This is a genomic window from Candidatus Omnitrophota bacterium, assembly GCA_003598025.1.
GTDB lineage: Bacteria > Omnitrophota > Gorgyraeia > Gygaellales > Profunditerraquicolaceae > Profunditerraquicola.
Map to the genome: position 1 here is coordinate 218,351 of QZKH01000003.1, position 22,703 is coordinate 241,053.

The following is a 22,703-nucleotide window of genomic DNA, read 5'->3' on the forward strand; positions in this document are numbered from 1 at the left end:
TTATGCCTTCAGATTGGTTAACCCATCCATAGTTGCCTTGATTACATTAATCGGATTATTAGATTTAAGGGATTTAGTAAGGATATCCTTAATGCCGACGGCCTCACAGATAGCCCTTACCGGCCCGGCGGCAATGACTCCAGTTCCTTCGGAGGCAGGTTTAAGCATGACTTTAGCAGCTCCATATTCACCGATGATCTCATGAGGGATGGTAGAGCCTTCTATGCTTATCTTGACCAGGTTCTTTTTCGCCTTGCCTAATGATTTTCTTATTGCGTCTGCGACTTCATTAGCTTTATCCAAGGCATAACCTACTCTTCCTTTGGTATCACCGACAACAACAAGCGCCCGAAAATGTAGTTTTTTACCGCCTTTTGTTACTTTGGTAACACGGTTTATTGCTATTACTCTTTCAATGAATTCTACGTTTTCGCTACTGGTAGTGTCTTTCATATTTAAAATTCAACCCCGCCTTTTCTTAGTGAGTCGGCAAATGCCTTGACACGACCGTGATATTTCAATCCGGCACGGTCAAATATTATTTTCTTTATGCCTTTTTCTTTGGCTTTTCTTGCAAAAACTTCTCCCAAAAATACAGCCGCTTTTACGTTCCCGCCGTACGGGAAACGTTCTTTTACTTCCTTATCCATAGTAGATGACGACAACACTGTCCTCTTTTTTGAATCATCTACTACCTGGATAAAAAGGTTCTTTAAGCTCCTGTGAATAATCAAACGCGGCTTGGATTCTTCACCGAACATTCTTAATTTGATTCTTCTGTGCCTCTTTAACCTCGCTACTTCCCTGTTATTTTTCATATTTGATATTCTGTTTACTTTCCGGCAGTTGCCTGAGCTTTACCGATCTTCTTCTTTACAAATTCACCGACATACCTGATCCCCTTGCCTTTATAAGGCTCGGGAGGATAAATCATGCGTATCTCCGAGGCTACTTTTCCGATTTTTTCTTTATCGGTTCCGCTTATAACAATAATATTCTGTTTCGGGGCCTCAATTTTTACCCCTTCAGGCGCTTTAAATATTACCGGGTGCGAAAAACCAAGCTGCATGCTCAAGTTAGCCCCCTGCATCTGGGCGCGAAAACCTACCCCGATTATCTCTAATTGCTTACTAAAACCCTCGGTTACCCCTTTTATCATATTTACCAGCAATGCGCGTGTAAGCCCATGCAATGACCGGTCAATCTTACTGTCGGTTGCACGCTGTACAATAAGCTGTGAATCTTTCTTTTCAATTTTTATACGCGGAGAAAAACTCCTGGTAAGTTTTCCTTTTGCGCCTTCGATTAAAACAGTATTATCGTTGATCTCTACTTTTACGCCTTGAGGCACTAAGACTGGTTTTTTACCTATTCTGGACATTTTACCAAACGTAGCTGATTATTTCGCCACCGACTTTCAGTTCCCTGGCCTGGGCATCGGTTAATATGCCCCTGGAGGTGGAAACAATGGCTAAGCCCCTGCCGCGCAATACAGAAGGGACTTTTTGATGTTTAACATATACTCTTAACCCCGGCTTAGATATCCTTTTTATATTTTTAATCGCCGGTTTGCCTGAAATATATTTTAAATAGACCCTGATTATCCCCTGCTTTTTATCATCAATGGATTTAAAGTCATCAATATAATTTTCCTTCTTTAATATATCTACTATGGACTTTAAAGTTGAAGAAGCGGGTATATCCACAGCCTCTTTTTTGATCATTATTGCATTTCTAATTATCGTGAATGCATCTGCTAACAAATCTGTTCTAGACATATTTTCTCCGTAAATTTAATTACCAGCTTGCCTTTTTTACTCCGGGGATCATTCCGGCCCAAGCCAGCTCCCTGAAGCAGATCCTGCACAGCTTAAACCTTCTCAAGAAACCACCTGACCTTCCGCAAAGAGGGCAACGATTATATTTTCTTGAGGAAAATTTTGGTTTCCTGCTGCACCTAGCTTTTTGTGACTGTTTTGCCATAATTATTGCTCGCCTGTTTTAAAGGGCATACCAAACAATTTAAGCAATTCTTTGGACTGCTCTTTACTTTTTGAATTTTTAATTACGAATGTTATATCCATACCCTGAGTCCTGGTAATTTTATCATAATCTATCTCGGGAAAAATATTTTGCTCGGTCAGACCCAGCGTATAATTACCTGCCCTGTCAAACGAAGTATCAGATATCCCTCTAAAGTCCCTTATCCTTGGCATCGCGACGTTAATCAACCTGTCCATAAACTCATACATGATGTTTTTCCTCAAAGTCACCTTACAGCCGACAGCCTGATTTTGCTTAATTTTGAAATTAGATATGGCTTTTTTAGCCCTCCTGATAACAGGCTTCTGCCCGACTATAACTGCCAATTCGTCCATTGATTTTTCCAGCAGTTTCACATCCTGTATGGCTTCGCCTACGCCCATATTGACCACGATCTTATCGACACGCGGGACAGCATACTTATTTTTTATGCTGAAAACCTTCATCATCTCAGGGATGATTTCATCTCTATATCTGATTAATAATCTTGGGGTCATTTTAAATTGCCTCTTTACACGATTTACAGGTTCTAGTTTTTGTACCGTCTTTTAGCAGGGTATAGCCGATCCTGACGGCCTTATTACACTGCTTGCATAATATGGATATATTGGCAATGCTGATAGGCGCTTCGATAGCGACGACGCCGCCCTGCTGGTCCTGCTGGGTCTTTCTTTTGTGCTTCTTAACCAAATTTACCCCTTCGACAATAGCGCGTTTAGTTTCTCCAAAGATTTTAAGGACCTTTCCCTTCTTGCCTTTATCTTTTCCTTTTGTAAGAATTACCGTGTCGCCTTTTTTAAGTTTGAACATTATATTACCTCTGGTGCTAATGAAATAATTTTTGTGAAATTCTTATCCCTAAGCTCTCTTGCGACAGGCCCAAACACCCTGGTCCCTCTGGGATTAAGCTGGGCGTCAATAAAAACAACCGCATTGCGGTCAAACCGCAATACCGAGCCATTCTCTCTTTTAATAGCATTTTTCGTTCTGACGATGACCGCCTTAGCCACTTCTCCTTTTTTAATCGTAGCCCCGGGAGAAGATTCTTTAACATTTACGTTTATAATATCCCCTATTCCAGCGATTAAGCAGTTCTTTTTTCCCAGGACCGAAATAAAAGACACTTTCTTAGCTCCTGTATTATCCGCGACATCAAGAATTGAACGAATGTATATCATTTTATTCCGCCTTCTCCTGTGCGTGCAACCTGGCTGAAGCCTTAACGACTGAAACCAGCTTAAACCTCTTGTCCTTAGATAAAGGCCTGGTCTCCTGAATCTTAACAATATCGCCTATTTTAGCGGCATTCTTCTCATCATGCACCTTGTATCTGCTGAACCTCTTTATTGTCTTTTTATATTTAGGATGCTTGGCAACGAGTACCGTGCTTACGACGATAGTTTTGTTCATTTTATCACGTATAACTGTGCCTAATAGTTCTTTAGTTTTACCCATTTTTTGTCTCTTTTCTTTCCTTAAGTATACTCTTTATCCTGGCTATGTCTTTCTTAATCAATGAAAACATGTGCGGTTTTTCTACTCTTGAAGCAAACCTCTGCTGGTTAAGTTTAAAGAGCTCTTCCCTTAAATTCACTTCCTTCTGGTTGAGTTCCTGGTCTGATAATGCGCGTAGGTCTTTTATCTTCATTACTTATGTGTCCTCGTGATAAATTTTGATCTTACGGGAAGCTTGTATGCGGCAAGCCTGAAACACTGCCTGGCGAATTCTTCAGGGACACCGCCCATTTCAAATAAAATCCTTCCTCTTTTTACGACTGCTACCCAGTGGCTCAGGTCTCCCTTGCCTTTTCCCATTCTTACTTCGGCAGGCTTCTTAGTAATTGACTTATCGGGAAATATCCTTATCCACAATTTTCCGCCTTTGTTCAGCTGCCTTGCCAGGACAACCCTTACTGCTTCTATTTGATTATTTTTAATCCAGCCGTTAGCAAGTGCTTTGAGGCCAAATTCACCAAAGGCTAATTCCGAACCAGCGACTGCAATCCCTCTGCGGTTGCCTTTTTGTAATTTTCTATATTTAACTCTTTTAGGCATTAATACCATAGTTAACTCCCGATATTAGGCTTAGCTGTTTCCTGTGACTCTTCTTTATCCTCAGCTATTTGAGTACTCAAGCTGGCGCCTCTAGCCAGAAGCACATCTCCTTTATAAAGCCACACCTTTACGCCTATAAGGCCATAGGTAGTTAAAGCCTCGGCAAATCCATAATCAATATCTGCCCTAAGGGTCTGCAGAGGAACCTTGCCCTGTTTATAAGTCTCTGTCCTTGACATCTCTGCTCCGTTTAACCTTCCGGAACATGTTACTTTTATACCTTTAGCACCTGAAGAAAGGGATTGTTCCATTGCGCGTTTTACAGCCCTTCTAAAAGCTACTCTCTTTTCAATCTGTAGAGATACATTCTCGGCAACCAGCTGGGCATCAATGCCGGGATTCTTTACTTCTTCAATATCAATTGAAATTTCTCTTTTTACCATGGCGTTCAAGTCTTCTCTTAGCCGCTCTATATCAGCACCATGGCGCCCGATTATTATACCGGGCCTGGCGCTTAAAATCCTGATCTTAATCCTTTCGGCAAGCCTTTCAATTATAATTTTTGAAATAGCTGCCTGCTTAAAACGCTTCTTTATAAACTTGCGTATATTGAAATCTTCTTTTATAAACGTGGCATAATCTTTGGGTTTAGCAAACCAACGGCTATGCCATGTCCTGATAAAACCTACCCTCAATACGAACGGATTTACTTTCTGCCCCATTAATTATTCTCCTGCTTAATATCTAACTCGATTTTTATATGACAAGTCCTCTTTTTTATCGGGCTTGCCCTTCCGAAAGCGGCTGCCTTGTATCTTTTCCATGATGGGCCAATATTGCAGACTGCTTTTGAGATATATAACTGCTCTTGCTTAATCCCTTTTACTTTTGCATTTGCTATCGCCTGTTTAAGTATTTTAATCAGGAATTCCTTCGCTCTTTTATTCAAATTTGACAAGATAGCCAAGGCATCGGTAGCATCTTCTTTGCGTATAAGCTCCAAAACCTGCCTGACTTTACGGCTTGACATCCTGACATATCTTGATTCGGCTTTTGCTATCATCTTTGTTTATTATGTTTTTTCCGGCGCCTTCTTCGCCTTAACTCCACCATGTTTCCTGAAAATCCTTGTCGGTGCGAATTCTCCGAGTTTATGGCCTACCATATTCTCAGTGACAAATACAGGTGCGTGCTTTTTGCCATCGTAAACCGCAAAGGTCAACCCTACAAAATCAGGTATTATTGTAGAGCGCCTTGACCAAGTTTTTATTGCTAACCTTTGGCCTGAACGCCTTGCTCTATCCGCTTTTTTTACCAATTTTTCTTCTACGAACGGGCCTTTTTTTAATGATCTGGGCATTTTTATTTCCTTCTCTTTACGATAAATTTGTTGGAATACCTTTTATCAAGCCTGGTCTTATAACCTTTTGTGGGCTTGCCCCAGGGTGTTACAGGATGAGGATTGCCTTGCCCTGATTTTCCTTCGCCGCCACCGTGCGGGTGGTCAACAGGATTCATAGCCGCGCCTCTTACCGTAGGCCTTACACCGGCCCAACGTGCCCTGCCGGCTTTACCTATGCTTATAGCCTCGTGTTCTATATTGCCAATTTGGCCGATAGTGGCATGACAATCAAGGTTTATTAATCTGATTTCGCCTGACGGAAGCTTAACTTGGGCGTATTCGCCTTCTTTAGCCATGATCTGAGCGCTTGCTCCAGCGCTTCTTACGATCTGGCCGCCCTTACCTTTAAAAAGCTCAACATTATGTATCATCGTACCGGTTGGTATATATCTAAGCAACAGGCTGTTGCCGGTTTTAATCTCCACATCCTTTTGCTTTGTGGCTATTATTTCATCGTTAACATTAAGCCCGACAGGAGCTAAAATATATTTTTTGATCTTATTATTGTATTCAACTAATGCTATTCTTGCAGAACGGTTAGGATCGTATTCGATAGCGATAACTTTTGCCGGTATGTCATAAATATCCCTGCGAAAATCTATCAAGCGCAACATTCTTTTGTGCCCGCCGCCCTGATGCCTGACTGTTAATCTGCCGCTTGAGTTACGCCCGCCTTTTCTTTTGAGCGGCGCAATCAATGATTTTTCAGGCGTACTCTTAGTGATCTCTGCAAAATCCGAACCTGTTATCCATCTGCGTGAAGGTGTTACTGGTCTATATTTTTTTATTCCCATGGCTACACTTTTCTTTAAGAGATTGTTATTTTTTCGCCTTTTTTAAGGGTGACTATTGCCTTCTTTGTATCGGGAGTCCTTCCAAGCTGATACCTGACTCTTTTTGATTTCCCTGTCTCTACTAAAGTGTTTACATTCTTTACCTTTACTTTGTATATTTCCTCGACGGACCTTTTTATCTCTGTTTTATTGGCATCGTTTCTCACCAGAAAAAGGTATTTCCCTTCCGGTTCTGACAAAGTTGATTTCTCCGTCTGAAGTAAAGCAAGAAGTATATCATAACTTAATTTCATTTTCTACTCTTTTTTTATTTTTTTATTCTCTGAACTAGTTGTTTAATACTGTCTTTTGTAATCAGGACTCTCCTTGCAAGCATAAGCTCTAATGAATTGGCGTCTTTGGCTGATGCTGTGTCCAAAAATTTAAGGTTCCTCGTTGCTAAAACTGCATTGGCAGATAATTTATCGGATAATAAAAGCAGTCTTTTATTCTTCGGTCCATCTTTTCCGATAAGCTTTAAATTCTTGAATATTTTTTCTACCTCTTTTGTTTTTGGCGAAGATACTTCAAATCTATCCAAAACCATTAAATTGCCTTCGTTTAATTTAGCGTTAAGCGCAGATTTTAAAGCCAGTGTCTTAAGCTTCTTAGGTATTGAAATAAAGAAGCTTCTTGGATGAGGGCCGAAAACAACTCCACCGTGCCGCCATAACGGTGAACGTATGGAACCTACCCTTGCCCGGCCTGTGCCTTTTTGCCTCCAGGGTTTGATGCCACCGCCGGAAACTTCTCCCCTGGTCTTAGTTGCAGCCAGTCCTTTTCTCTGATTAGAGCGGTACACGGTAAGCACCCTGTGCAATAAATTTTTATTTACCGAGCCGTCAAACACTGATGCATCCAGTTTGAGCGATTCTACTTCTTTGCCATCCATATTAAATACACTTATAGTCAAGTTTTCCATTTTTATTTCTTCGCAGTTTTATCGGCAGCTGGCTTTCTTTTCTTTGCCTTATTTATGATAACGTAATTATTATCATGCCCTGGTATAGCGCCCTTTACTACTAAAATATTATTTTCAGGGTCCACCATCACTACCTTAAGATTCTGAACAGTTACCTTCACATTACCCATATGGCCTGGGAGATGATGCCCTTTCCATACCCTTCCCGGAGTCGTACTTGAGCCAATGGAACCGATCCTTCTGTGTGACATCGAACCGTGAGTCATCGGCCCGCCGCTCCAGTTCCATCTTTTCATGCCTCCCTGGAAGCCTTTTCCGATGGATATACCAGACACATCCACATAATCCCCGACCTGAAAAACATCAACCTTGATCTCTTCGCCAACTTTATATTCTCTGCCGCTGTGCTTGGAGAACTCCCTGATTACTTTTCTGGGGGATAGTTTAAGTTTATTAAAATATCCGGAAACAGGTTTTTTAATCTTTTTTTCATTGCTTAAAGGTTCAAAACCAACCTGGACATTTTTATCATTTACCGACAAGACCATGCACGGGCCTGCTTCGATAGCCGTAACACCGATCGCATCGCCCTGTTCGTTAAAAACCTGAGTCATCCCAATTTTTTTCCCTATTAATCCGCTCATTTTATTTACGCTCTTTAGTTAAAGCCGGGCAAGTTGAAAATTACATTTTGATTTCAACATCAACACCAGCAGGCAAATTCAGCTTTCTTAACGCATCGATTGTTTTTGCGGTAGGCTCAAAAATATCAATCAACCTCTTATGAGTAGCCAGTTCAAACTGTTCGCGCGACTTTTTGTCAATCACAGGTGAACGCAGGACGGTATAAATCTCTCTTTTTGTCGGCAACGGCACCGGCCCCGATATTTTGGCCCCGGTACGCTTTACCGTGTCAACGATTTCAATGACCGCCTGGTCTAACAAACGATGGTCGTAAGCTTTTAACCTTATTCTTATCTTTTGCATTTTCTTCTTTCAATTTACTTCCGGGCTCACCAGGCTCGGCCTGATAAGCCCGGAAGATTATGTGTAAATTAGGCGATTATTTCTGAAACAACTCCTGCGCCTACTGTGTGCCCACCTTCACGTATAGCAAACCTTGATTCTTTTTCCATAGCTATAGGCATAATCAATTCAACTTCAACGCTGACATTATCCCCGGGCATGATCATTTCCACCCCTTGAGGAAGCTTAACTGAACCGGTAACATCAGTTGTGCGGAAATAAAACTGCGGCCTGTATCCGCTGAAGAATGGTGTATGCCTTCCGCCTTCTTCTTTTGTCAAAACGTAAACCTGCGCCTTGAACTTGGTATGAGGAGTTATTGATTTTGGAGCTGAAAGAACCATTCCTCTTTCCAGTGATTCTTTAGAAACACCTCTTAAGAGCAACCCGAGGTTATCTCCGGCCTGGCCTTCATCAAGTATCTTTCTGAACATTTCAATGCCGGTAACAACAGTCTTGCCTACTTCGGGTTTTAAACCGACGATCTCGACTTCGTCGTTTAACTTTACCTTGCCTCTTTCAACCCTGCCTGTACCTACCGTACCTCTACCTTCAATCGTAAAAACGTCTTCCACTGCCATGAGGAACGGTTTATCTAAGTCTCTTTTTGGCAAGGGGATAAAATCATCTACTGCTTTCATAAGTTCTAAAATAGCTGCTGCATCCGGGCTGCTTGGGTCCCCGCCAGCTTCCATTGCCTTTAAAGCACTCCCCTTAACTATAGGGGTTTTATCTCCAGGGAAACCATATTTGGTCAAAAGTTCCCTTACTTCCATCTCAACAAGGTCAATTAATTCCTTGTCTGAAACCATATCGACCTTATTCAGGAAAACAACCATTGCCGGAACGTTAACCTGCCTGGCCAGCAAGATATGCTCTCTTGTCTGAGGCATAGGGCCGTCAGCCGCAGAAACAACCAGGATTGCACCATCCATCTGCGCTGCGCCGGTAATCATGTTCTTGATATAGTCAGCATGCCCAGGGCAGTCAATATGTGCATAGTGGCGCGTATCAGTCTGGTACTCGACGTGTGAAATATTAATAGTAACGCCGCGTTCCCTCTCTTCAGGAGCATTGTCAATTGAATCATATGTCCTTGCCTCTGCATAACCCTTCTTGTTAAGAACCATTGTTATTGCTGCTGTCAAAGTAGTCTTGCCATGGTCAACGTGACCAATGGTGCCGATATTTAAGTGGGGTTTTGACCTTACAAATTTTTCCTTAGCCATTAAAACACCTCCTGATTTTTTATTAAGTCTTAGATGCTGTTGTAAGCCCGGTTATAATTTTTTCCGCTATATGTGCAGGCACCTCTGAATAAAAAGAGGGCTCCATTGTATAGGAAGCACGCCCTTGTGTCAAGGACCTTGAAACAGTGGCATAATTAAACACTTCAGCCAAAGGGACATGTGCTCTTATATAACACAAATTGTTCTTTGTAACAAGAGAAACTATTTTTGCCCGTCGTGAACTTAAATCCCCGATAATCTGGCCCATGAATTCTTCGGGCGTTGTAATCTCCATATCCATAATCGGTTCCAGAAGGATTGAACCTGATTTCCTTAATCCGTCGCTGAAGGCAATCCCCGCGGCCATCTGGAAAGCAAGCTCTGAAGAATCAACATCATGGTATGAGCCATCGACCAGCGTGACATGAACATCAGTCACGGGATAGCCTGCAAGAACACCGGTCTTTGATGCGGCATTGACTCCTTTTTTTACAGCTGGAATAAATTCCCTGGGTATAGCGCCGCTCTTTATCTTATCCTCAAAAACAATTCCCTGGCCCGGAGTTTCAGTCGGCCCCATCTCAAAAACCACATGCCCGTATTGGCCGCGTCCGCCGCTCTGCTGAATGAATTTACCGACCGAGCTTATCTTTTTGGTCAACGTCTCCCTATATGCAACCTGCGGCTGGCCAACTTGAGCCTCGACATTAAATTCTCTTAAAATCCGGTCAATTATAATTTCAAGATGCAATTGGCCCATCCCGGCGATAATAGTCTCGCCTGTTTCCTGGTTATAAAACACCCGGAATGAAGGGTCTTCTTCTTCAAGTTTATGCAAAGCAAAACCGAGTTTTTCCTGCGCATCTTTGGACTTAGGTTCTACTGCCTGCTGGATTACCGGCTCCGGGAAACGCATTGCTTCAAGTAGTATATGATTATTTTCTGTGCAGAGGGTATCCCCGGTTTTTGTTTCTCTAAGGCCTACAGCGGCTGCGATATCACCGGCAACGATACTATCTACGATTTCCTGCCTGTTAGCGTGCATCTTGACAATCTTAGTCACTCTTTCTTTCTCGCGCTTAGTCGCATTATAAACGTAGGTGCCTGATTTCAGAGTGCCTGAATATACCCTGACGTAATTTATCTTACCTACATAAGGGTCTGTAGCTACTTTAAAACATAACGCGCAAAAGGGCGCTTTTTCAGACGGTATTATCTCTTCAAATTCTCCGGTTTCAGGATTAGTGCCTTTGACCGGAGGCAAATCAATCGGAGAAGGCAGATAATCACAGACAGCATCAAGGACCAGCTGTATGCCTTTATTCCTGAAAGCAGTGCCGCACAGCACAGGGACAAATTTATTTGCGATTACACTCCTTCTGATAGTCTCCTTAATCTGCGCGGACGAAATTTCTTTACCGTGCAGGAAATCCTCCATCATCGTATCGTCAACCTCAGCAAGCCTCTCAATAAGTATATTCCTGTATTTTTCAACTTCAGGCATCATTTCTTTCGGTATTTCTGCATCTTCATAATTCTTCCCAGCATCATCTTTATAAAGCCTGAATTTAAGGTCTACCAAATCAACTATTCCTGTAAAATCAGCTTCTTTGCCGTATGGCAATTGGATTGCCGCAGCATTAGCAGCCAGTTTCTTATGCATCTGGTCTATAGCATCATAGAAATTACTGCCTGTCCTGTCCATTTTATTTACGAAGGCTATCCTTGGGACACCGTATCTGTCCGCCTGGCGCCATACTGTCTCTGATTGTGGCTCCACGCCGCCAACACCGCAAAACACAACTACCGCTCCGTCAAGCACCTTAAGCGAACGCTCAACCTCAACCGTGAAATCAACGTGCCCGGGGGTATCAATAATATTTATTCTGTAATCTCCCCAGAAGCATGTGGTTGCTGCAGCCGTAATGGTGATGCCTCTTTCCTGTTCCTGCACCATCCAATCCATAGTCGCAGTCCCTTCATGGACTTCGCCGATCTTATGCGTCCTGCCGGTATAATAAAGTATGCGTTCAGTAGTAGTTGTTTTACCCGCATCTATATGCGCGATTATACCAATATTCCTTAATTTAGTTAAATCCAGGTTAGCTGCCATAATTTACCATCTAAAGTGGGCAAAAGCCTTGTTAGCTTCAGCCATCTTATGAGTGTCATCCCTTTTCTTGATACTTGAACCTTCGCCTTTATACGCAGATACGATTTCATCAGCAAGCTTAACATACATAGGCTTGCCTTTTTTGCCAGCTGCAAAATCCTTCATCCATCTCAACGCGATAGAAGTCCCGCGTTCCTGTTTGACCTCAACAGGCACTTGGTAAGTCGCTCCGCCCACACGCCTTGGCTTGACCTCAAGCCTTGGGCGGGCATTATCTATAGCTTTATAGAAAACTTTTATTACATCCTGTTCATTAGTCTGCTTTTTGATTATCTCAAAGGCATCATACACTATCTTTTCAGCAACTGCTTTTTTGCCTTTGATCATTATCATATTGATAAACTTGGCTACTATCTTGCTGTTAAATTTTGGATCTGGCAGTATTTCTCTTTCCTGTGCTTTTCTTCTTCTCATTTCGGCCTCTTAGCTCCGTACTTTGAACGTGATTTTTTTCTATTAGCTACACCAGCGGTATCAAGTGTGCCTCTTACAATATGATAACGCACACCCGGAAGATCTTTTACCCTGCCGCCTCTTACAAGTACTATCGAGTGCTCCTGGAGATTATGGCCTTCACCAGGTATGTATGAAGTGACTTCTATACCCGTAGTAAGCCTAACCCTGGCTATTTTTCTTAAAGCCGAATTAGGTTTTTTAGGCGTCATTGTCCTTACCTGTAAACAGACCCCTCTTCTCTGAGGGCATCTTTTAAGCGCAGGAGATTTTGTCTTTTTAATCTTCGATATTCTTCCGTATTTTATTAATTGCGAAATTGTCGGCATAAATTAATCCTTTTTTTCCTCTTTATCTTCTGTTTTATCCGCGAATTTAACAACCTCTATCTCCCTGTGCTGGCGGAACCCCGTGCCTGCAGGGATAAGATGGCCCACAATTACATTTTCTTTCAGGCCGAATAAATCATCTTTCTTTCCTGAAGCAGCAGCATCGGTAAGAACCCTGGTTGTCTCCTGGAAGCTTGCCGCTGAAATAAAGCTTTCTGTGGTTAAGGATGCTTTGGTTATACCAAGCAATAACGGAGTAGCGGATGCTGCTTTGCCGTCCTTTTTTGATACCCGGTTATTTTCTTTCTGGAAGTTCCATTTATCGACCTGTTGGCCGGGCAGGAATTCCGTATCCCCGGATTCTTCAATTTTTACTTTCTTCAGCATTTGTTTTATTATTAACTCAATATGCTTGTCATTTATGCGGACACCCTGCAGCCTGTAAACTTCCTGGACCTCATTAACAAGATACTCCTGTAAAACTTTATCGCCGCATACTCTTAAGATATCCTGCAGGACAACTGGCCCGTCGGTCAACTGCTGGCCCGCGATAACTTTATCGCCCTTATAAACATTGGGATGTTTACCATGAGGTATTACATATTCCCTGGCCATGCCGGTAGAGGATTTCACCACGATTATTCTCTGGCCTTTTTTAGTCTCACCGAATTCGACAAAGCCGTCGATTTCACTTATTACGGCAGGGTCTTTCGGCCTTCTTGCTTCAAAAAGCTCAGCCACTCTTGGCAAACCGCCGGTGATATCCCTTGTTTTAGCAAGTAATCTGGGGATCTTGGCTAACATATCGCCGCCATCAACCTTCTGGCCGTCTTTCACTATGATATGCGCGCCTATCGGTATAGGATAGATCCCGGCGACTTCCTTGCTCTGATCCAGGATCAATATCTGCGGATGATATTCAGCTTTATGCTCGACAACTACTCTTTCAGTCAATTTAGTTACAGGGTTTAATTCTTCCCTTACAGTAGTGTTTTCTTTCAGGTCCTCGAACATCACTGTCCCGCCCACTTCTGTCAGAATAGGCAAGGTATAAGGATCCCAACGCACAAAGGAAATATTTTCGTTTACCGTTTCCCCGTCCTTAATGTTGATAAAAGCGCCCTGGGGCACCGGATAACGCTCTAATTCCCTGCCGTCTTTATCATTTATACTTACATAACCATTTCTGTTTAAGACAATATATTCTTTATTCTTTGTAGCGCATCTTAAACTATGGTATTTAACAAAACCCTTGTTCTTAGATTTAATAAACGATTGGGCGACTATTCTTGAAGCCGTACCACCAATATGGAATGTCCTCATTGTCAACTGTGTACCCGGCTCACCTATGCTCTGGGCCGCAATAATACCTACGGATTCGCCTATCTCAACTATCCTGCCCGTAGCAAGGTTACGCCCATAGCATTTAGTACACACGCCTTTGCCCGATTCGCATGTAAGCACGCTTCTTATACGTATCTTTTCAATACCGAGCCGCTCTATCATATCTGCTTTTTCTTCCGTAATCTGGCTGCCCTGCTCGACAATAACTTCATCGGTTATAATATCGACGATATTATCCAACGCGACCCTGCCCACAATCCTATCCTTAAGAGAAACTACGACTTCGTCGCCCTCGATTATAGCTGAGACGGTTATACCGTTTAAGGTCCCGCAATCAGGCTCGGTAACTATTACGTCCTGGGCGACATCCACTAACCTTCTGGTTAGATATCCGGCGTCAGCTGTCTTTAAAGCAGTATCTGCCAAACCTTTTCTTGCGCCGTGAGTCGAAATAAAGTACTCCAAAACGGTAAGGCCTTCCCTGAAATTTGCAGTAATAGGGCTTTCGATGATTTCGCCTGATGGTTTAGCCATGAGGCCGCGCATACCGGCAAGCTGCCTGACCTGAAGCCTTGAACCTCTTGCTCCGGAATCAGCCATCATAAATATGGGGTTAAAAGGCTCCATCTCCTTAAATAACAAGTCGGAGACCTTGTCAGTGGCATGTGTCCAGATATCAATTACCTTATTATATCTTTCCCTGTCTGTGATTATACCTTTATGGTATTGATCTTCCACTTTTGCCACTTCCGCCTTTGCCTCTTTAAGCACCACGTCTTTTGCTTTCGGTATATATAAATCATTTATACCTATAGATATGCCCCCGACAGTAGCGAATTCAAAACCAAGTTCTTTTAAATCGTCAAGCAGCTGCACAGTCCTCTGATGGCCGAATCTCTTATAGCATTCAGCAACGATGTCGCCGACTGTGCCCTTTTTAAGCTCCTTATTCACAAAACCAAAACCTTCCGGCAGCGCCCTGTTAAATAAAACCCTGCCAACCGTAGTTGTAACCAGCTGCTTTTCATTGATCAATTTCTTTTCGCTAAGGTCAAACGAGCTGTCTATCCTGACTTTAATTTTTGCATGCAGGTCTATCGCTTTGTCGTTGAAGGCAACGACTACTTCATCGCAGTCAGAAAATATTTTATTTTCGCCCTTTGCTCCGCTCTTTTCTTTCGAGATATAAGAAGAACCCAGGATTATATCCTGAGTAGGAGTAAGGATCGGCCTTCCGTCTGCAGGTGAAAATATGTTATTAATAGACAGCATGAGTATTTTTGCCTCAAGCTGCGCCTCTAAAGACAACGGCACATGCACTGCCATCTGGTCGCCGTCAAAATCAGCGTTAAAGGCAGTACAAACCAGAGGGTGTATTTTAATGGATTTACCCTCAATCAAAACAGGCTGGAATGCCTGTATACTTAACCTATGCAAAGTAGGGGCTCTGTTAAGAAGCACCGGATGGTCACGGATTACCTCATCAAGCATGTCCCATACCTCAATCTTGCCGCGTTCAACCATTCTTCTTGCGCCTTTTATTGTGTGCACAAACCCTTTTTCCCGTAACTTCTTTATAATAAAAGGTTCGAATAATTCCAGCGCCATCTGTTTAGGAAGGCCGCACTGATGAAGTTTTAAATTAGGGCCGACAACGATAACTGACCTGCCTGAATAATCTACTCTTTTACCTAAAAGGTTCTGCCTGAATCTGCCCTGTTTGCCCTTAAGCATATCAGACAGCGATTTTAGCGGCCTGTTATTCGCTGCCATGACCGGACGGCCATGCCTGCCATTATCCAACAGCGCATCAACAGCCTCCTGAAGCATCCTTTTTTCGTTACGGATGATTATCTCGGGAGCATTAAGCTCCATCAATTTCTTTAAACGGTTGTTCCTATTGATGACCCTCCTGTAGAGATCATTAAGGTCAGATGTGGCAAATCTTCCTCCATCTAACGGCACCAATGGCCTTAAATCCGGAGGGATTACTGGTATTATATCCAGGATAAGGTACTCTGGTTTATTCCCGGACTTCTTGAAATCTTCGATTATTTTGAGTACCTTAATGGATTTACGGTTGGAAACGGTTTCTTTTGATTTTTCTAACTCACGGCGCAGTTTTCGGCAATAGTCATCAACATCAATCTCCTTCAATAATTCCTTTATTGCTTCGGCACCGATCTTCGCTTTGAAATCAGAATTATATTTAGCCAATGCTTCCTGGTATTTGTCTTCAGTAAGAAGCTCTCTTTTCTTTAACGGGCTTGAGCCAGGGTCAATAACAACATATTCTTCATAATATATGACCTTTTCAATATCTCTTAAGGTCATGTCCAGTAAAGCAGCAAGGCGGCTTGGAACGGCCTTAAAAAACCAAATATGGGTCACCGAAGCTGCAAGTTCGATATGCCCCATGCGCTCGCGCCTGACTGAGGACTTATCAACGGTAACACCGCATCTATCACAGGTTATGCCTTTGAATTTAATACCTTTATATTTACCGCAGTTACATTCCCAGTCTCTCACCGGGCCAAAAATCTTCTCGCAGAACAAACCATCTTTTTCGGGTTTTAAAGTCCTGTAGTTTACAGTTTCCGCTTTTTTAACTTCACCCTTAGACCACGCCTTTATTATCTGAGGCGAAGCTATCCTTATAGATATATTATCAAAAGCAACTGTTTCTTCCATTATTTCACCTTTTCCATTCTCATATCCAGGCAGAGCGCCTGCAATTCTTTAATCAAGACATTAAACGATTCAGGAGTACCGTGGCTTAATCTTTGTTCGCCTTTGACTATGGCTTCATAAATCCTGGTCCTTCCTGAAACATCGTCACTTTTTACCGTAAGCATCTCCTGTAATGTATATGCTGCCCCATAAGCCTCCAGCGCCCAGACTTCCATTTCACCCAGCCTCTGTCCACCAAACTGGGCCTTCCCGCCAAGCGGCTGTTGTGTAACCAATGAATAAGGCCCGATAGAACGGGCATGGATCTTTTCGTCAACAAGATGGATCAACTTCATCATGTAAATGTAGCCAACAGTAATCTTATGGTCAAAAGGTTCACCAGTGTAGCCGTCATACAGCGTGATCTTTCCTTCTTCGGGAAGCTCAGCTTCCTTAAGAAGCTCTTTTATTTCTGACTCGGTGATACTATCAAAAACCGGGCATCCGATTGATAAATTCAGGATTTTTGCCGCCCAGCCAAGATGCGTCTCCAAAATCTGGCCGACATTCATTCTTGAAGGCACACCTAAAGGATTTAAAACTATATCAACGGTCCTGCCATCAGGCATAAAAGGCATATCCTCGTCAGGAACGATTCTTGCAACAACACCCTTATTACCGTGCCTACCGGCAAGCTTATCGCCTTCGGCCAGTTTACGTTTTGTTGCTATATAGACAACCACCCTTTTTAAAACTCCAGCGGGCAATTCATCTCCCCTCTTGACCTTTTCAATCTCCTGTTCCTGTTCATTTAGCATATCCTGTATCTGCTCATCGAAAGAAACGGATAATATCTTAGCTTCCTCATTTTCATTCAGATCTATCTTTTCAATCTTTGATTTATCTACGCCTAATAACTGGCTAAGCCTGGATATTTTTTCAGTCTGCAGAAACTCTATTTCTTGTTTATAATAAGCTTTTATCTCCCTGATCTTCGCCAGTTCTTTACTTTTTTCTTCTTTACTCTTCCTGCCTCTGTCTTTACGCTGAAAGATGTTTACGTTTACGACCACACCTTCAACGCCGGGAGGGACGGTTAAAGAAGTATCCCTTACATCGGAAGCTTTTTCGCCGAAGATCGCCCGTAACAACCTCTCCTCCGGGGAAAGTTCGGATTCAGTCTTAGGGGTAACTTTCCCTACTAATATATCACCGGGAGTCACCTCAGCTCCAATGCGTATAATACCGTCCTCATCCAAGTCCTTAAGCGCTTCTTCACTTACATTAGGTATATCCCTGGTTATTTCTTCATTACCAAGCCTTGTTTCGGTGGCCTCTATTTCAAATTCTTCAACATGGACTGACGTGAGGACATCATCCTTGACAATTCTTTCACTTACCAGAATAGCGTCTTCAAAATTATATCCTCTCCAGGGCATAAAGGCTACCAGGACATTCTTGCCTAGCGCAAGCTCGCCATTCTTCGTCCCGGAACCATCTGCAATTATATCTCCGGACTCAACATACTGCCCGGGCTTGACTAAAGGCCTCTGATTTAAACATGTGTCGGCATTAGTCCTCAGGAATTTATTCAAATGGTATGTCCTCTTACCTATAGTAATAGAGCTTGCGTCCACCTGTATTACTTTACCGGAATTTTCAGCCAAAACAACGGTACCGCTGTCTCTGGCGACTTTTTCTTCCATGAAAGTACCTACAAGCGGGGATTCAGTAACCATTAAAGGCACTGCCTGCCTCTGCATATTTGACCCCATCAATGCTCGGTTAGCGTCATCATGCTCTAAGAAAGGTATCAATGAAGCGGCTACTGAAACAAGCTGCTTAGGCGATACATCCATATATTCTATATCCTTTGGGTCAACCTTGGGGAAATCGCCTTTAAAACGGCAGGAAATCTCTTTACCAATAAAGCTGCCTTCGGAATCAACAGGCGCGTTTGCCTGCGCTATAACTTTATCTTCTTCAATATCGGCAGTTAAATATTCTATCTTCTTAGTTACTCTTCCATTTTCGACTTTTCTATATGGAGTCTCAAGCAAACCTAATTCATTGACCCGCACATAAGTACTAAGAGAAGAGATAAGACCGATATTCGGTCCTTCAGGGGTCTCAATCGGACAGATTCTTCCATAATGCGAAGGATGAACGTCTCTTACCTCAAATCCTGCGCGCTCGCGGGACAACCCTCCCGGGCCTAATGCGCTTAAACGCCTTTTATGAGTCATCTCTGCAAGCGGGTTAACCTGATCCATGAATTGTGAAAGCTGGCTTCTTGCGAAGAAATCCCTTATCTGGTTAGAGAGTAATTTTGAATTTATAAGGTAATGCACGCTCAAATTGCTCAGGTCACCAAGGATGCTCAGCCTTTCCCTTACCGAACGCTCAACCCTGGACATTCCGATACGGACCTGGTTCTGCACCAGCTCGCCCACTGTTTTTACTCTTCTGTTACCCAAATGGTCTATATCGTCGATTTTACCCTGCCCGTCTTTAAGATTGATCAAATATTCAATTACTCTGATAACAGTCGCCGAATCAAGGATGCGTTTCTCAAGAGACACATCCATTGCCAGCTTTCTGTTCAGGATAAACCTCCCGGCTCTTTCTAAATCATACCTGGTTGGGTCAAAGAACAATCTGAAAAATAAAGCCTCAGCAGCCTCCTTAGTAACAGGCTCAGTAGGCCTCATTTTATGATAAAAATCCAGATAAGCTTCTTCTTTATTTTTGGTTATGTCTTTTTTAAGGGTGTTGGCGATCTCCGGATATTCTTTACCAAAAGCAGAAATTATATCGGAATCCTGAGAGAAACCTAAAATCCTCAATAGCTGGGTTGCGGGGAAATTTCTTCGCCTGTCAACATAGGCAATCACGGTCTCAGATAAATCATACTTGAATTCAAGCCAGGCGCCTCTATACGGGATAATACGGCCATAAAATATTTTCTTGCCCGTAGGGTGGGCCTCCTCTTCAAAGGAAACACCCGGGGAACGCTGTAACTGGCTGACCACAACACGCTCATCGCCGTTGATTATAAAAGTACCTGTATCAGTCATCAATGGGATCTCGCCAAAATATGCATCCTGCTCTTTTGTGTCTTGCGGTGTCATCAACCTGAATTTTGCTTTTAACGGGGCAGCGTATGTCAATGAGCGCCTTTTTGATTCCAATACATCGTATTTAGGCTTACCCAGTGTATAGCTGATAAATTCAAGCTTAACTGACCTGTCCTGACTCTCAATAGGAAATACTTCTTCAAATATCTCCTGAAGACCGCGGTTTCTGCGCTGATCAACGGGCTGATCCATTTGAAGAAATTCTTTGTAAGACTCCATCTGCACATCCAGCAGGTTAGGCAGATTATAGACTTCTTTCAGCTTACCGAAATTCTTTCTTTTGGCCATATTTAGCTACCTTCAGATTATTTTGTTTAACTTATTTTAATTCAACCGTTGCACCAGCAGCTTCCAACTTTTTCTTCATCTCCGCAGCTTCGTCCTTAGCAACACCTTCTTTTATCGGTTTTGGAGCACCATCGACTAAGTCCTTGGCTTCTTTTAAACCCAGGTTGGTCATCGCGCGGACTTCCTTAATCACTGCGATCTTGTTTGAACCAGCACTAGCCAAAACTACGGTAAAAGCACTCTTTTCCTCCTGTGCAGCCTGGCCAGCCTGTGCACCACCAGCCGCAGGCATTGCAGCCATCATAGGCATATTAGCCTGTACACCGAATTTTTCTTCGAGTGCCTTAACTAAATCAGCCAATTCCAAAACTGTCATGCCTTCAATTGATTTAATCAGTTCTTCTGCCTTTGCGCTCATTTCTTTTCCTCCTTTTAACCTTTCTTATTTTTAATTTGATCTAAACAAACTACTAGCTTGCGTAGTGTACCCGATAAAACCATAACTAAACCAGAAATCGGCGATTTCAAGCTGTAGACTACTTTTGCCCTCAGTACATCCGCACTTGGAAGTTTAGCCAGGGACTCAATATCCTTGGAAGTCAAAACCCTGTCCTTTAAAAACCCGCCTTCAAGCTTTAGGTCCTGATGATCCTTTAAAAACTCATAAAGAACTTTTGAAGCGCTGACAGGTTCTTCCTTAAGAAAGATAAACCCGCACGGCCCATCCACAAAACCTGTCAAAGATTCATATTCAGTTGACTTAAGCACTCTGCGAGCCACGGTGTTTTTTACAACAAACAAATCCGCCTTAGCATTCTTAAGCGACTGCCTCAATTGAGACATATCAGGGCTTTTAATCTTTGCATATTTAATGATTATAAAACTATTATTATCCTTGAGACTGTTTTTAATACGGCTCTCAGATGCTTCTTTAATTATTAAACCTATTTTTTTCATATTTCAATCCTTAAACCCGGGCTCATTGTTGATGAAAGATAAAGGCTGCTGATAAACTTGCCCTTAACTGAAGATGGTTTTGCCTCTGTAATAGCTTCTATGGTCTTTAATGCGTTTTCGTAAAGCTTTGGCTCATCAAAAGAAGCTCTTCCTACAGATACATGAATACCACCCTGTTTATCAACACGAAACTCAATCTTACCTTTTTTTACGTCACTTATTGCTTTTGCGATATCGTTGGTGACCGTACCGGTTTTAGGGCTTGGCATCAGGCCTCTGGGCCCAAGCACCTTGCCGAGCTTGCTTAGGTCTTTCATCATCTCAGGGGTCGAAATAGCACATTCAAAATCAAGAAAGCCTCCGGAAACCTTTTCAATCAAATCCAATCCACCAACATAATCAGCCTGCGCTTCTTTGGCAATTTTCTCATGCTCGCCTTTGCAAAAAACAGCAACTCGTATCTTCTTACCTGTGCCATGAGGTAGAGCAACTGTGCCCCTTACAAGCTGGTCTGTCTTCTTGGGGTCAATATTCAATTTAAAATGCAGGTCAACTGAACTGTCAAACTTAAGGTTAGATATCTTTTTAGCCAAAGAAACCGCTTCTTTCAATGAATAGGTTTTTGCACTCTCTACGTTTTTGCTGACCTCATTATATCTTTTGCTGTGGTTTTTCATAGTTAACCTTCTATTGATATGCCCATGCTTCTGGCAGTACCGGCAACGATCTTTATTGCTGCCTCTAAATCACCGGTATTTAAATCCTTGACTTTTTGTTTAGCGATCTCTTCTACCTGCTTTCGGGTAACCGTTCCGATTTTCTCTCTCCCTGCCTGGCCGGATGCTTTTGCCAGGTTTGCCGCGCGTTTCAATAACACCGAAGACGGGGGTGTCTTGATTATAAAAGTAAAACTTTTATCTTCATAGACGGATATTACAGCCGGAAGGATCAACCCTTCCCTGCCTTTTGTCTGCTCATTGAACTGCTTGCAGAATTGCATGATGTTTACACCGTGCTGGCCGAGTGCCGGCCCTACCGGTGGCGCCGGATTAGCTGCTCCTGCAGGAACATGTAATTTTATCTGTGCGACAATTTTTTTTGCCATAGTTATATCTTCTCCACCTGCCAATATTCTAATTCTACTGGCGTAGCCCTGCCAAAGATAGAGACGCTTACTTTCAGCTTTCCTTTCTCAGGATGCACCTCTTCTATGGTACCGTTAAAATTAACAAAAGGCCCCTCGGTTACTCTGACCTGTTCACCAGATTCAAAAACAACCTTGGGGCTTGGTTTTGCTTGTGTATCTTGAGTTCTTTTTAGAATATTATCTACTTCCTCTTTAGGCAGGGGCATGGGTTTTTTGCCTAAACCTATGAAGCCTGTTACTCCGGGAGTTCCTTTTATGAGAAGGTATGAATTTTCATTTAAATCCATTTCAACCAGTATATAGCCGGGGAAAAATTTTCTTTGGGATATTTTCTTTTTGCCTGAGCGGATCTCGGAAACCTGTTCGGTAGGGATTATTATTTTGCCAATTGCTCCCTGCAGGCCCATCACAGATATCCTGTGTTCCAAAGCAATCTTAACTTTATCCTCTAAACCAGTCTGTGTATGTACAACGTACCAATTCATCATTTGAATAATATGTTTAGCATATGAGAAAGAAACAAATCAATGAGGCCGATATATAAAGCCAGGATACCGGTAACTCCAATGACGACGAATGTCGAACCAACGAGTTCCTGCCTGGTCGGCCAGGAAACCTTCAATAGCTCTTGTTTAACTTCTCTTAAAAAATTTGCTGGTTTTGATATGATGCTCATTTTATCCTGGTTAAAGCTG

The 22,703-nt window shown here is 42.6% G+C and carries 31 protein-coding genes; all 31 read right to left on the minus strand.

From position 1 onward, the window contains the following. Window positions 1-453 carry a 30S ribosomal protein S5 gene (locus C4533_03525; GenBank protein ID RJP28874.1) on the minus strand — a complete coding sequence of 151 codons (453 nt, stop codon included), beginning with the start codon at window positions 451-453 and terminating at the stop codon, window positions 1-3. A 2-nt stretch (window positions 454-455) separates the two neighbouring features. After that, entirely contained in the window at window positions 456-818 is a 363-nt protein-coding gene (locus tag C4533_03530) for a 50S ribosomal protein L18 (protein ID RJP28875.1), read from the minus strand. Window positions 819-832: 14 nt separating this feature from the next. Continuing rightward, entirely contained in the window at window positions 833-1,381 is a 549-nt protein-coding gene (locus tag C4533_03535) for a 50S ribosomal protein L6 (protein ID RJP28876.1), read from the minus strand. A 1-nt stretch (window position 1,382) separates the two neighbouring features. Beyond that, window positions 1,383-1,778, minus strand: a complete 396-nt coding sequence (locus tag C4533_03540; GenBank protein ID RJP28877.1) for a 30S ribosomal protein S8 — start codon at window positions 1,776-1,778, stop codon at window positions 1,383-1,385. A 19-nt stretch (window positions 1,779-1,797) separates the two neighbouring features. Then, window positions 1,798-1,983, minus strand: a complete 186-nt coding sequence (locus C4533_03545) for a type Z 30S ribosomal protein S14 (GenBank protein ID RJP28878.1) — start codon at window positions 1,981-1,983, stop codon at window positions 1,798-1,800. A 2-nt stretch (window positions 1,984-1,985) separates the two neighbouring features. After that, window positions 1,986-2,540 carry a 50S ribosomal protein L5 gene (locus C4533_03550; protein RJP28879.1) on the minus strand — a complete coding sequence of 185 codons (555 nt, stop codon included), beginning with the start codon at window positions 2,538-2,540 and terminating at the stop codon, window positions 1,986-1,988. Window position 2,541: 1 nt separating this feature from the next. Next, the gene (locus tag C4533_03555; protein RJP28880.1) at window positions 2,542-2,853 is read right to left on the minus strand and encodes a 50S ribosomal protein L24; all 312 of its coding nucleotides are present in this window, start codon (window positions 2,851-2,853) and stop codon (window positions 2,542-2,544) included. Then, entirely contained in the window at window positions 2,853-3,221 is a 369-nt protein-coding gene (locus C4533_03560; GenBank protein RJP28881.1) for a 50S ribosomal protein L14, read from the minus strand. The genes C4533_03555 and C4533_03560 overlap by 1 nt, the downstream gene beginning before the upstream one ends. 1 nt (window position 3,222) lies before the next feature. Then, a complete protein-coding gene (rpsQ, locus tag C4533_03565; protein RJP28882.1) occupies window positions 3,223-3,498 on the minus strand; it encodes a 30S ribosomal protein S17 in 276 nt (91 codons plus the stop codon). Further along, a complete protein-coding gene (locus C4533_03570; protein ID RJP28883.1) occupies window positions 3,491-3,691 on the minus strand; it encodes a 50S ribosomal protein L29 in 201 nt (66 codons plus the stop codon). Before C4533_03570 ends, rpsQ begins: the two co-directional genes overlap by 8 nt. Further along, entirely contained in the window at window positions 3,691-4,107 is a 417-nt protein-coding gene (locus C4533_03575; GenBank protein RJP28884.1) for a 50S ribosomal protein L16, read from the minus strand. The genes C4533_03570 and C4533_03575 overlap by 1 nt, the downstream gene beginning before the upstream one ends. 2 nt (window positions 4,108-4,109) lie before the next feature. Next, the gene (locus tag C4533_03580; GenBank protein ID RJP28885.1) at window positions 4,110-4,820 is read right to left on the minus strand and encodes a 30S ribosomal protein S3; all 711 of its coding nucleotides are present in this window, start codon (window positions 4,818-4,820) and stop codon (window positions 4,110-4,112) included. Then, window positions 4,820-5,161: a 50S ribosomal protein L22 gene (locus tag C4533_03585; GenBank protein ID RJP28886.1), complete on the minus strand. Its 342-nt coding sequence runs from the start codon at window positions 5,159-5,161 to the stop codon at window positions 4,820-4,822. Before C4533_03585 ends, C4533_03580 begins: the two co-directional genes overlap by 1 nt. Before the next feature lie 9 nt (window positions 5,162-5,170). Next, window positions 5,171-5,458 carry a 30S ribosomal protein S19 gene (locus C4533_03590; protein ID RJP28887.1) on the minus strand — a complete coding sequence of 96 codons (288 nt, stop codon included), beginning with the start codon at window positions 5,456-5,458 and terminating at the stop codon, window positions 5,171-5,173. Between the two features lie 2 nt (window positions 5,459-5,460). Further along, window positions 5,461-6,294 (minus strand): 50S ribosomal protein L2, encoded by an 834-nt coding sequence (locus tag C4533_03595; protein RJP28888.1) that lies wholly within the window; start codon window positions 6,292-6,294, stop codon window positions 5,461-5,463. Between the two features lie 14 nt (window positions 6,295-6,308). Further along, window positions 6,309-6,587, minus strand: a complete 279-nt coding sequence (locus C4533_03600; GenBank protein RJP28889.1) for a 50S ribosomal protein L23 — start codon at window positions 6,585-6,587, stop codon at window positions 6,309-6,311. A 14-nt stretch (window positions 6,588-6,601) separates the two neighbouring features. Continuing rightward, window positions 6,602-7,255 carry a 50S ribosomal protein L4 gene (locus tag C4533_03605; GenBank protein RJP28890.1) on the minus strand — a complete coding sequence of 218 codons (654 nt, stop codon included), beginning with the start codon at window positions 7,253-7,255 and terminating at the stop codon, window positions 6,602-6,604. A gap of 2 nt (window positions 7,256-7,257) precedes the next feature. Then, window positions 7,258-7,899, minus strand: a complete 642-nt coding sequence (locus C4533_03610) for a 50S ribosomal protein L3 (protein RJP28891.1) — start codon at window positions 7,897-7,899, stop codon at window positions 7,258-7,260. Between the two features lie 40 nt (window positions 7,900-7,939). Further along, a complete protein-coding gene (locus C4533_03615; GenBank protein ID RJP28892.1) occupies window positions 7,940-8,242 on the minus strand; it encodes a 30S ribosomal protein S10 in 303 nt (100 codons plus the stop codon). Between the two features lie 68 nt (window positions 8,243-8,310). Then, entirely contained in the window at window positions 8,311-9,510 is a 1,200-nt protein-coding gene (gene tuf, locus C4533_03620; GenBank protein ID RJP28893.1) for an elongation factor Tu, read from the minus strand. A 22-nt stretch (window positions 9,511-9,532) separates the two neighbouring features. Continuing rightward, window positions 9,533-11,623, minus strand: coding sequence for an elongation factor G (fusA, locus tag C4533_03625; protein RJP28894.1), 2,091 nt, complete (start codon window positions 11,621-11,623; stop codon window positions 9,533-9,535). A gap of 3 nt (window positions 11,624-11,626) precedes the next feature. Then, window positions 11,627-12,097, minus strand: a complete 471-nt coding sequence (locus C4533_03630; GenBank protein RJP28895.1) for a 30S ribosomal protein S7 — start codon at window positions 12,095-12,097, stop codon at window positions 11,627-11,629. Beyond that, window positions 12,094-12,465 carry a 30S ribosomal protein S12 gene (locus C4533_03635; protein ID RJP28896.1) on the minus strand — a complete coding sequence of 124 codons (372 nt, stop codon included), beginning with the start codon at window positions 12,463-12,465 and terminating at the stop codon, window positions 12,094-12,096. Before C4533_03635 ends, C4533_03630 begins: the two co-directional genes overlap by 4 nt. A gap of 3 nt (window positions 12,466-12,468) precedes the next feature. After that, the gene (gene rpoC, locus C4533_03640; protein ID RJP28897.1) at window positions 12,469-16,500 is read right to left on the minus strand and encodes a DNA-directed RNA polymerase subunit beta'; all 4,032 of its coding nucleotides are present in this window, start codon (window positions 16,498-16,500) and stop codon (window positions 12,469-12,471) included. After that, window positions 16,500-19,904 (minus strand): DNA-directed RNA polymerase subunit beta, encoded by a 3,405-nt coding sequence (rpoB, locus tag C4533_03645; GenBank protein RJP28898.1) that lies wholly within the window; start codon window positions 19,902-19,904, stop codon window positions 16,500-16,502. Before rpoB ends, rpoC begins: the two co-directional genes overlap by 1 nt. A gap of 31 nt (window positions 19,905-19,935) precedes the next feature. Continuing rightward, window positions 19,936-20,322: a 50S ribosomal protein L7/L12 gene (locus tag C4533_03650; GenBank protein ID RJP28899.1), complete on the minus strand. Its 387-nt coding sequence runs from the start codon at window positions 20,320-20,322 to the stop codon at window positions 19,936-19,938. 14 nt (window positions 20,323-20,336) lie between these two features. Then, a complete protein-coding gene (locus C4533_03655; GenBank protein RJP28900.1) occupies window positions 20,337-20,861 on the minus strand; it encodes a 50S ribosomal protein L10 in 525 nt (174 codons plus the stop codon). After that, window positions 20,858-21,538 carry a 50S ribosomal protein L1 gene (locus C4533_03660; GenBank protein ID RJP28901.1) on the minus strand — a complete coding sequence of 227 codons (681 nt, stop codon included), beginning with the start codon at window positions 21,536-21,538 and terminating at the stop codon, window positions 20,858-20,860. Before C4533_03660 ends, C4533_03655 begins: the two co-directional genes overlap by 4 nt. Before the next feature lie 2 nt (window positions 21,539-21,540). Further along, window positions 21,541-21,966, minus strand: coding sequence for a 50S ribosomal protein L11 (gene rplK / locus C4533_03665; protein RJP28902.1), 426 nt, complete (start codon window positions 21,964-21,966; stop codon window positions 21,541-21,543). Window positions 21,967-21,968: 2 nt separating this feature from the next. Beyond that, window positions 21,969-22,496 carry a transcription termination/antitermination factor NusG gene (nusG, locus tag C4533_03670; GenBank protein RJP28903.1) on the minus strand — a complete coding sequence of 176 codons (528 nt, stop codon included), beginning with the start codon at window positions 22,494-22,496 and terminating at the stop codon, window positions 21,969-21,971. Next, window positions 22,493-22,684: a preprotein translocase subunit SecE gene (secE, locus tag C4533_03675; protein RJP28904.1), complete on the minus strand. Its 192-nt coding sequence runs from the start codon at window positions 22,682-22,684 to the stop codon at window positions 22,493-22,495. Before secE ends, nusG begins: the two co-directional genes overlap by 4 nt. Between the last annotated feature and the right edge of the window lie 19 nt (window positions 22,685-22,703).

Excerpts from the sequence above, each read along its gene's own strand:
- C4533_03535 (RJP28876.1), bottom strand. The coding sequence starts at position 1,381 with ATGTCCAGAATAGGTAAAAAACCAGTCTTAGTGCCTCAAGGCGTAAAA.
- C4533_03585 (RJP28886.1), bottom strand. The coding sequence starts at position 5,161 with ATGATAGCAAAAGCCGAATCAAGATATGTCAGGATGTCAAGCCGTAAA.
- C4533_03595 (RJP28888.1), bottom strand. The coding sequence starts at position 6,294 with ATGGGAATAAAAAAATATAGACCAGTAACACCTTCACGCAGATGGATA.
- tuf (RJP28893.1), bottom strand. The coding sequence starts at position 9,510 with ATGGCTAAGGAAAAATTTGTAAGGTCAAAACCCCACTTAAATATCGGC.
- C4533_03630 (RJP28895.1), bottom strand. The coding sequence starts at position 12,097 with ATGAGAAGAAGAAAAGCACAGGAAAGAGAAATACTGCCAGATCCAAAA.
- C4533_03570 (RJP28883.1), bottom strand. The coding sequence starts at position 3,691 with ATGAAGATAAAAGACCTACGCGCATTATCAGACCAGGAACTCAACCAG.
- rpoB (RJP28898.1), bottom strand. The coding sequence starts at position 19,904 with ATGGCCAAAAGAAAGAATTTCGGTAAGCTGAAAGAAGTCTATAATCTG.
- C4533_03575 (RJP28884.1), bottom strand. The coding sequence starts at position 4,107 with ATGGTATTAATGCCTAAAAGAGTTAAATATAGAAAATTACAAAAAGGC.
- C4533_03525 (RJP28874.1), bottom strand. The coding sequence starts at position 453 with ATGAAAGACACTACCAGTAGCGAAAACGTAGAATTCATTGAAAGAGTA.
- C4533_03545 (RJP28878.1), bottom strand. The coding sequence starts at position 1,983 with ATGGCAAAACAGTCACAAAAAGCTAGGTGCAGCAGGAAACCAAAATTT.
- C4533_03560 (RJP28881.1), bottom strand. The coding sequence starts at position 3,221 with ATGATATACATTCGTTCAATTCTTGATGTCGCGGATAATACAGGAGCT.
- C4533_03555 (RJP28880.1), bottom strand. The coding sequence starts at position 2,853 with ATGTTCAAACTTAAAAAAGGCGACACGGTAATTCTTACAAAAGGAAAA.
- C4533_03530 (RJP28875.1), bottom strand. The coding sequence starts at position 818 with ATGAAAAATAACAGGGAAGTAGCGAGGTTAAAGAGGCACAGAAGAATC.
- rplK (RJP28902.1), bottom strand. The coding sequence starts at position 21,966 with ATGGCAAAAAAAATTGTCGCACAGATAAAATTACATGTTCCTGCAGGA.
- C4533_03635 (RJP28896.1), bottom strand. The coding sequence starts at position 12,465 with ATGCCGACAATTTCGCAATTAATAAAATACGGAAGAATATCGAAGATT.
- C4533_03655 (RJP28900.1), bottom strand. The coding sequence starts at position 20,861 with ATGAAAAAAATAGGTTTAATAATTAAAGAAGCATCTGAGAGCCGTATT.
- C4533_03580 (RJP28885.1), bottom strand. The coding sequence starts at position 4,820 with ATGGGGCAGAAAGTAAATCCGTTCGTATTGAGGGTAGGTTTTATCAGG.
- rpsQ (RJP28882.1), bottom strand. The coding sequence starts at position 3,498 with ATGGGTAAAACTAAAGAACTATTAGGCACAGTTATACGTGATAAAATG.
- nusG (RJP28903.1), bottom strand. The coding sequence starts at position 22,496 with ATGATGAATTGGTACGTTGTACATACACAGACTGGTTTAGAGGATAAA.
- C4533_03610 (RJP28891.1), bottom strand. The coding sequence starts at position 7,899 with ATGAGCGGATTAATAGGGAAAAAAATTGGGATGACTCAGGTTTTTAAC.
- C4533_03550 (RJP28879.1), bottom strand. The coding sequence starts at position 2,540 with ATGACCCCAAGATTATTAATCAGATATAGAGATGAAATCATCCCTGAG.
- secE (RJP28904.1), bottom strand. The coding sequence starts at position 22,684 with ATGAGCATCATATCAAAACCAGCAAATTTTTTAAGAGAAGTTAAACAA.
- C4533_03650 (RJP28899.1), bottom strand. The coding sequence starts at position 20,322 with ATGAGCGCAAAGGCAGAAGAACTGATTAAATCAATTGAAGGCATGACA.
- rpoC (RJP28897.1), bottom strand. The coding sequence starts at position 16,500 with ATGGAAGAAACAGTTGCTTTTGATAATATATCTATAAGGATAGCTTCG.
- C4533_03540 (RJP28877.1), bottom strand. The coding sequence starts at position 1,778 with ATGTCTAGAACAGATTTGTTAGCAGATGCATTCACGATAATTAGAAAT.
- C4533_03600 (RJP28889.1), bottom strand. The coding sequence starts at position 6,587 with ATGAAATTAAGTTATGATATACTTCTTGCTTTACTTCAGACGGAGAAA.
- C4533_03660 (RJP28901.1), bottom strand. The coding sequence starts at position 21,538 with ATGAAAAACCACAGCAAAAGATATAATGAGGTCAGCAAAAACGTAGAG.
- fusA (RJP28894.1), bottom strand. The coding sequence starts at position 11,623 with ATGGCAGCTAACCTGGATTTAACTAAATTAAGGAATATTGGTATAATC.
- C4533_03615 (RJP28892.1), bottom strand. The coding sequence starts at position 8,242 with ATGCAAAAGATAAGAATAAGGTTAAAAGCTTACGACCATCGTTTGTTA.
- C4533_03605 (RJP28890.1), bottom strand. The coding sequence starts at position 7,255 with ATGGAAAACTTGACTATAAGTGTATTTAATATGGATGGCAAAGAAGTA.
- C4533_03590 (RJP28887.1), bottom strand. The coding sequence starts at position 5,458 with ATGCCCAGATCATTAAAAAAAGGCCCGTTCGTAGAAGAAAAATTGGTA.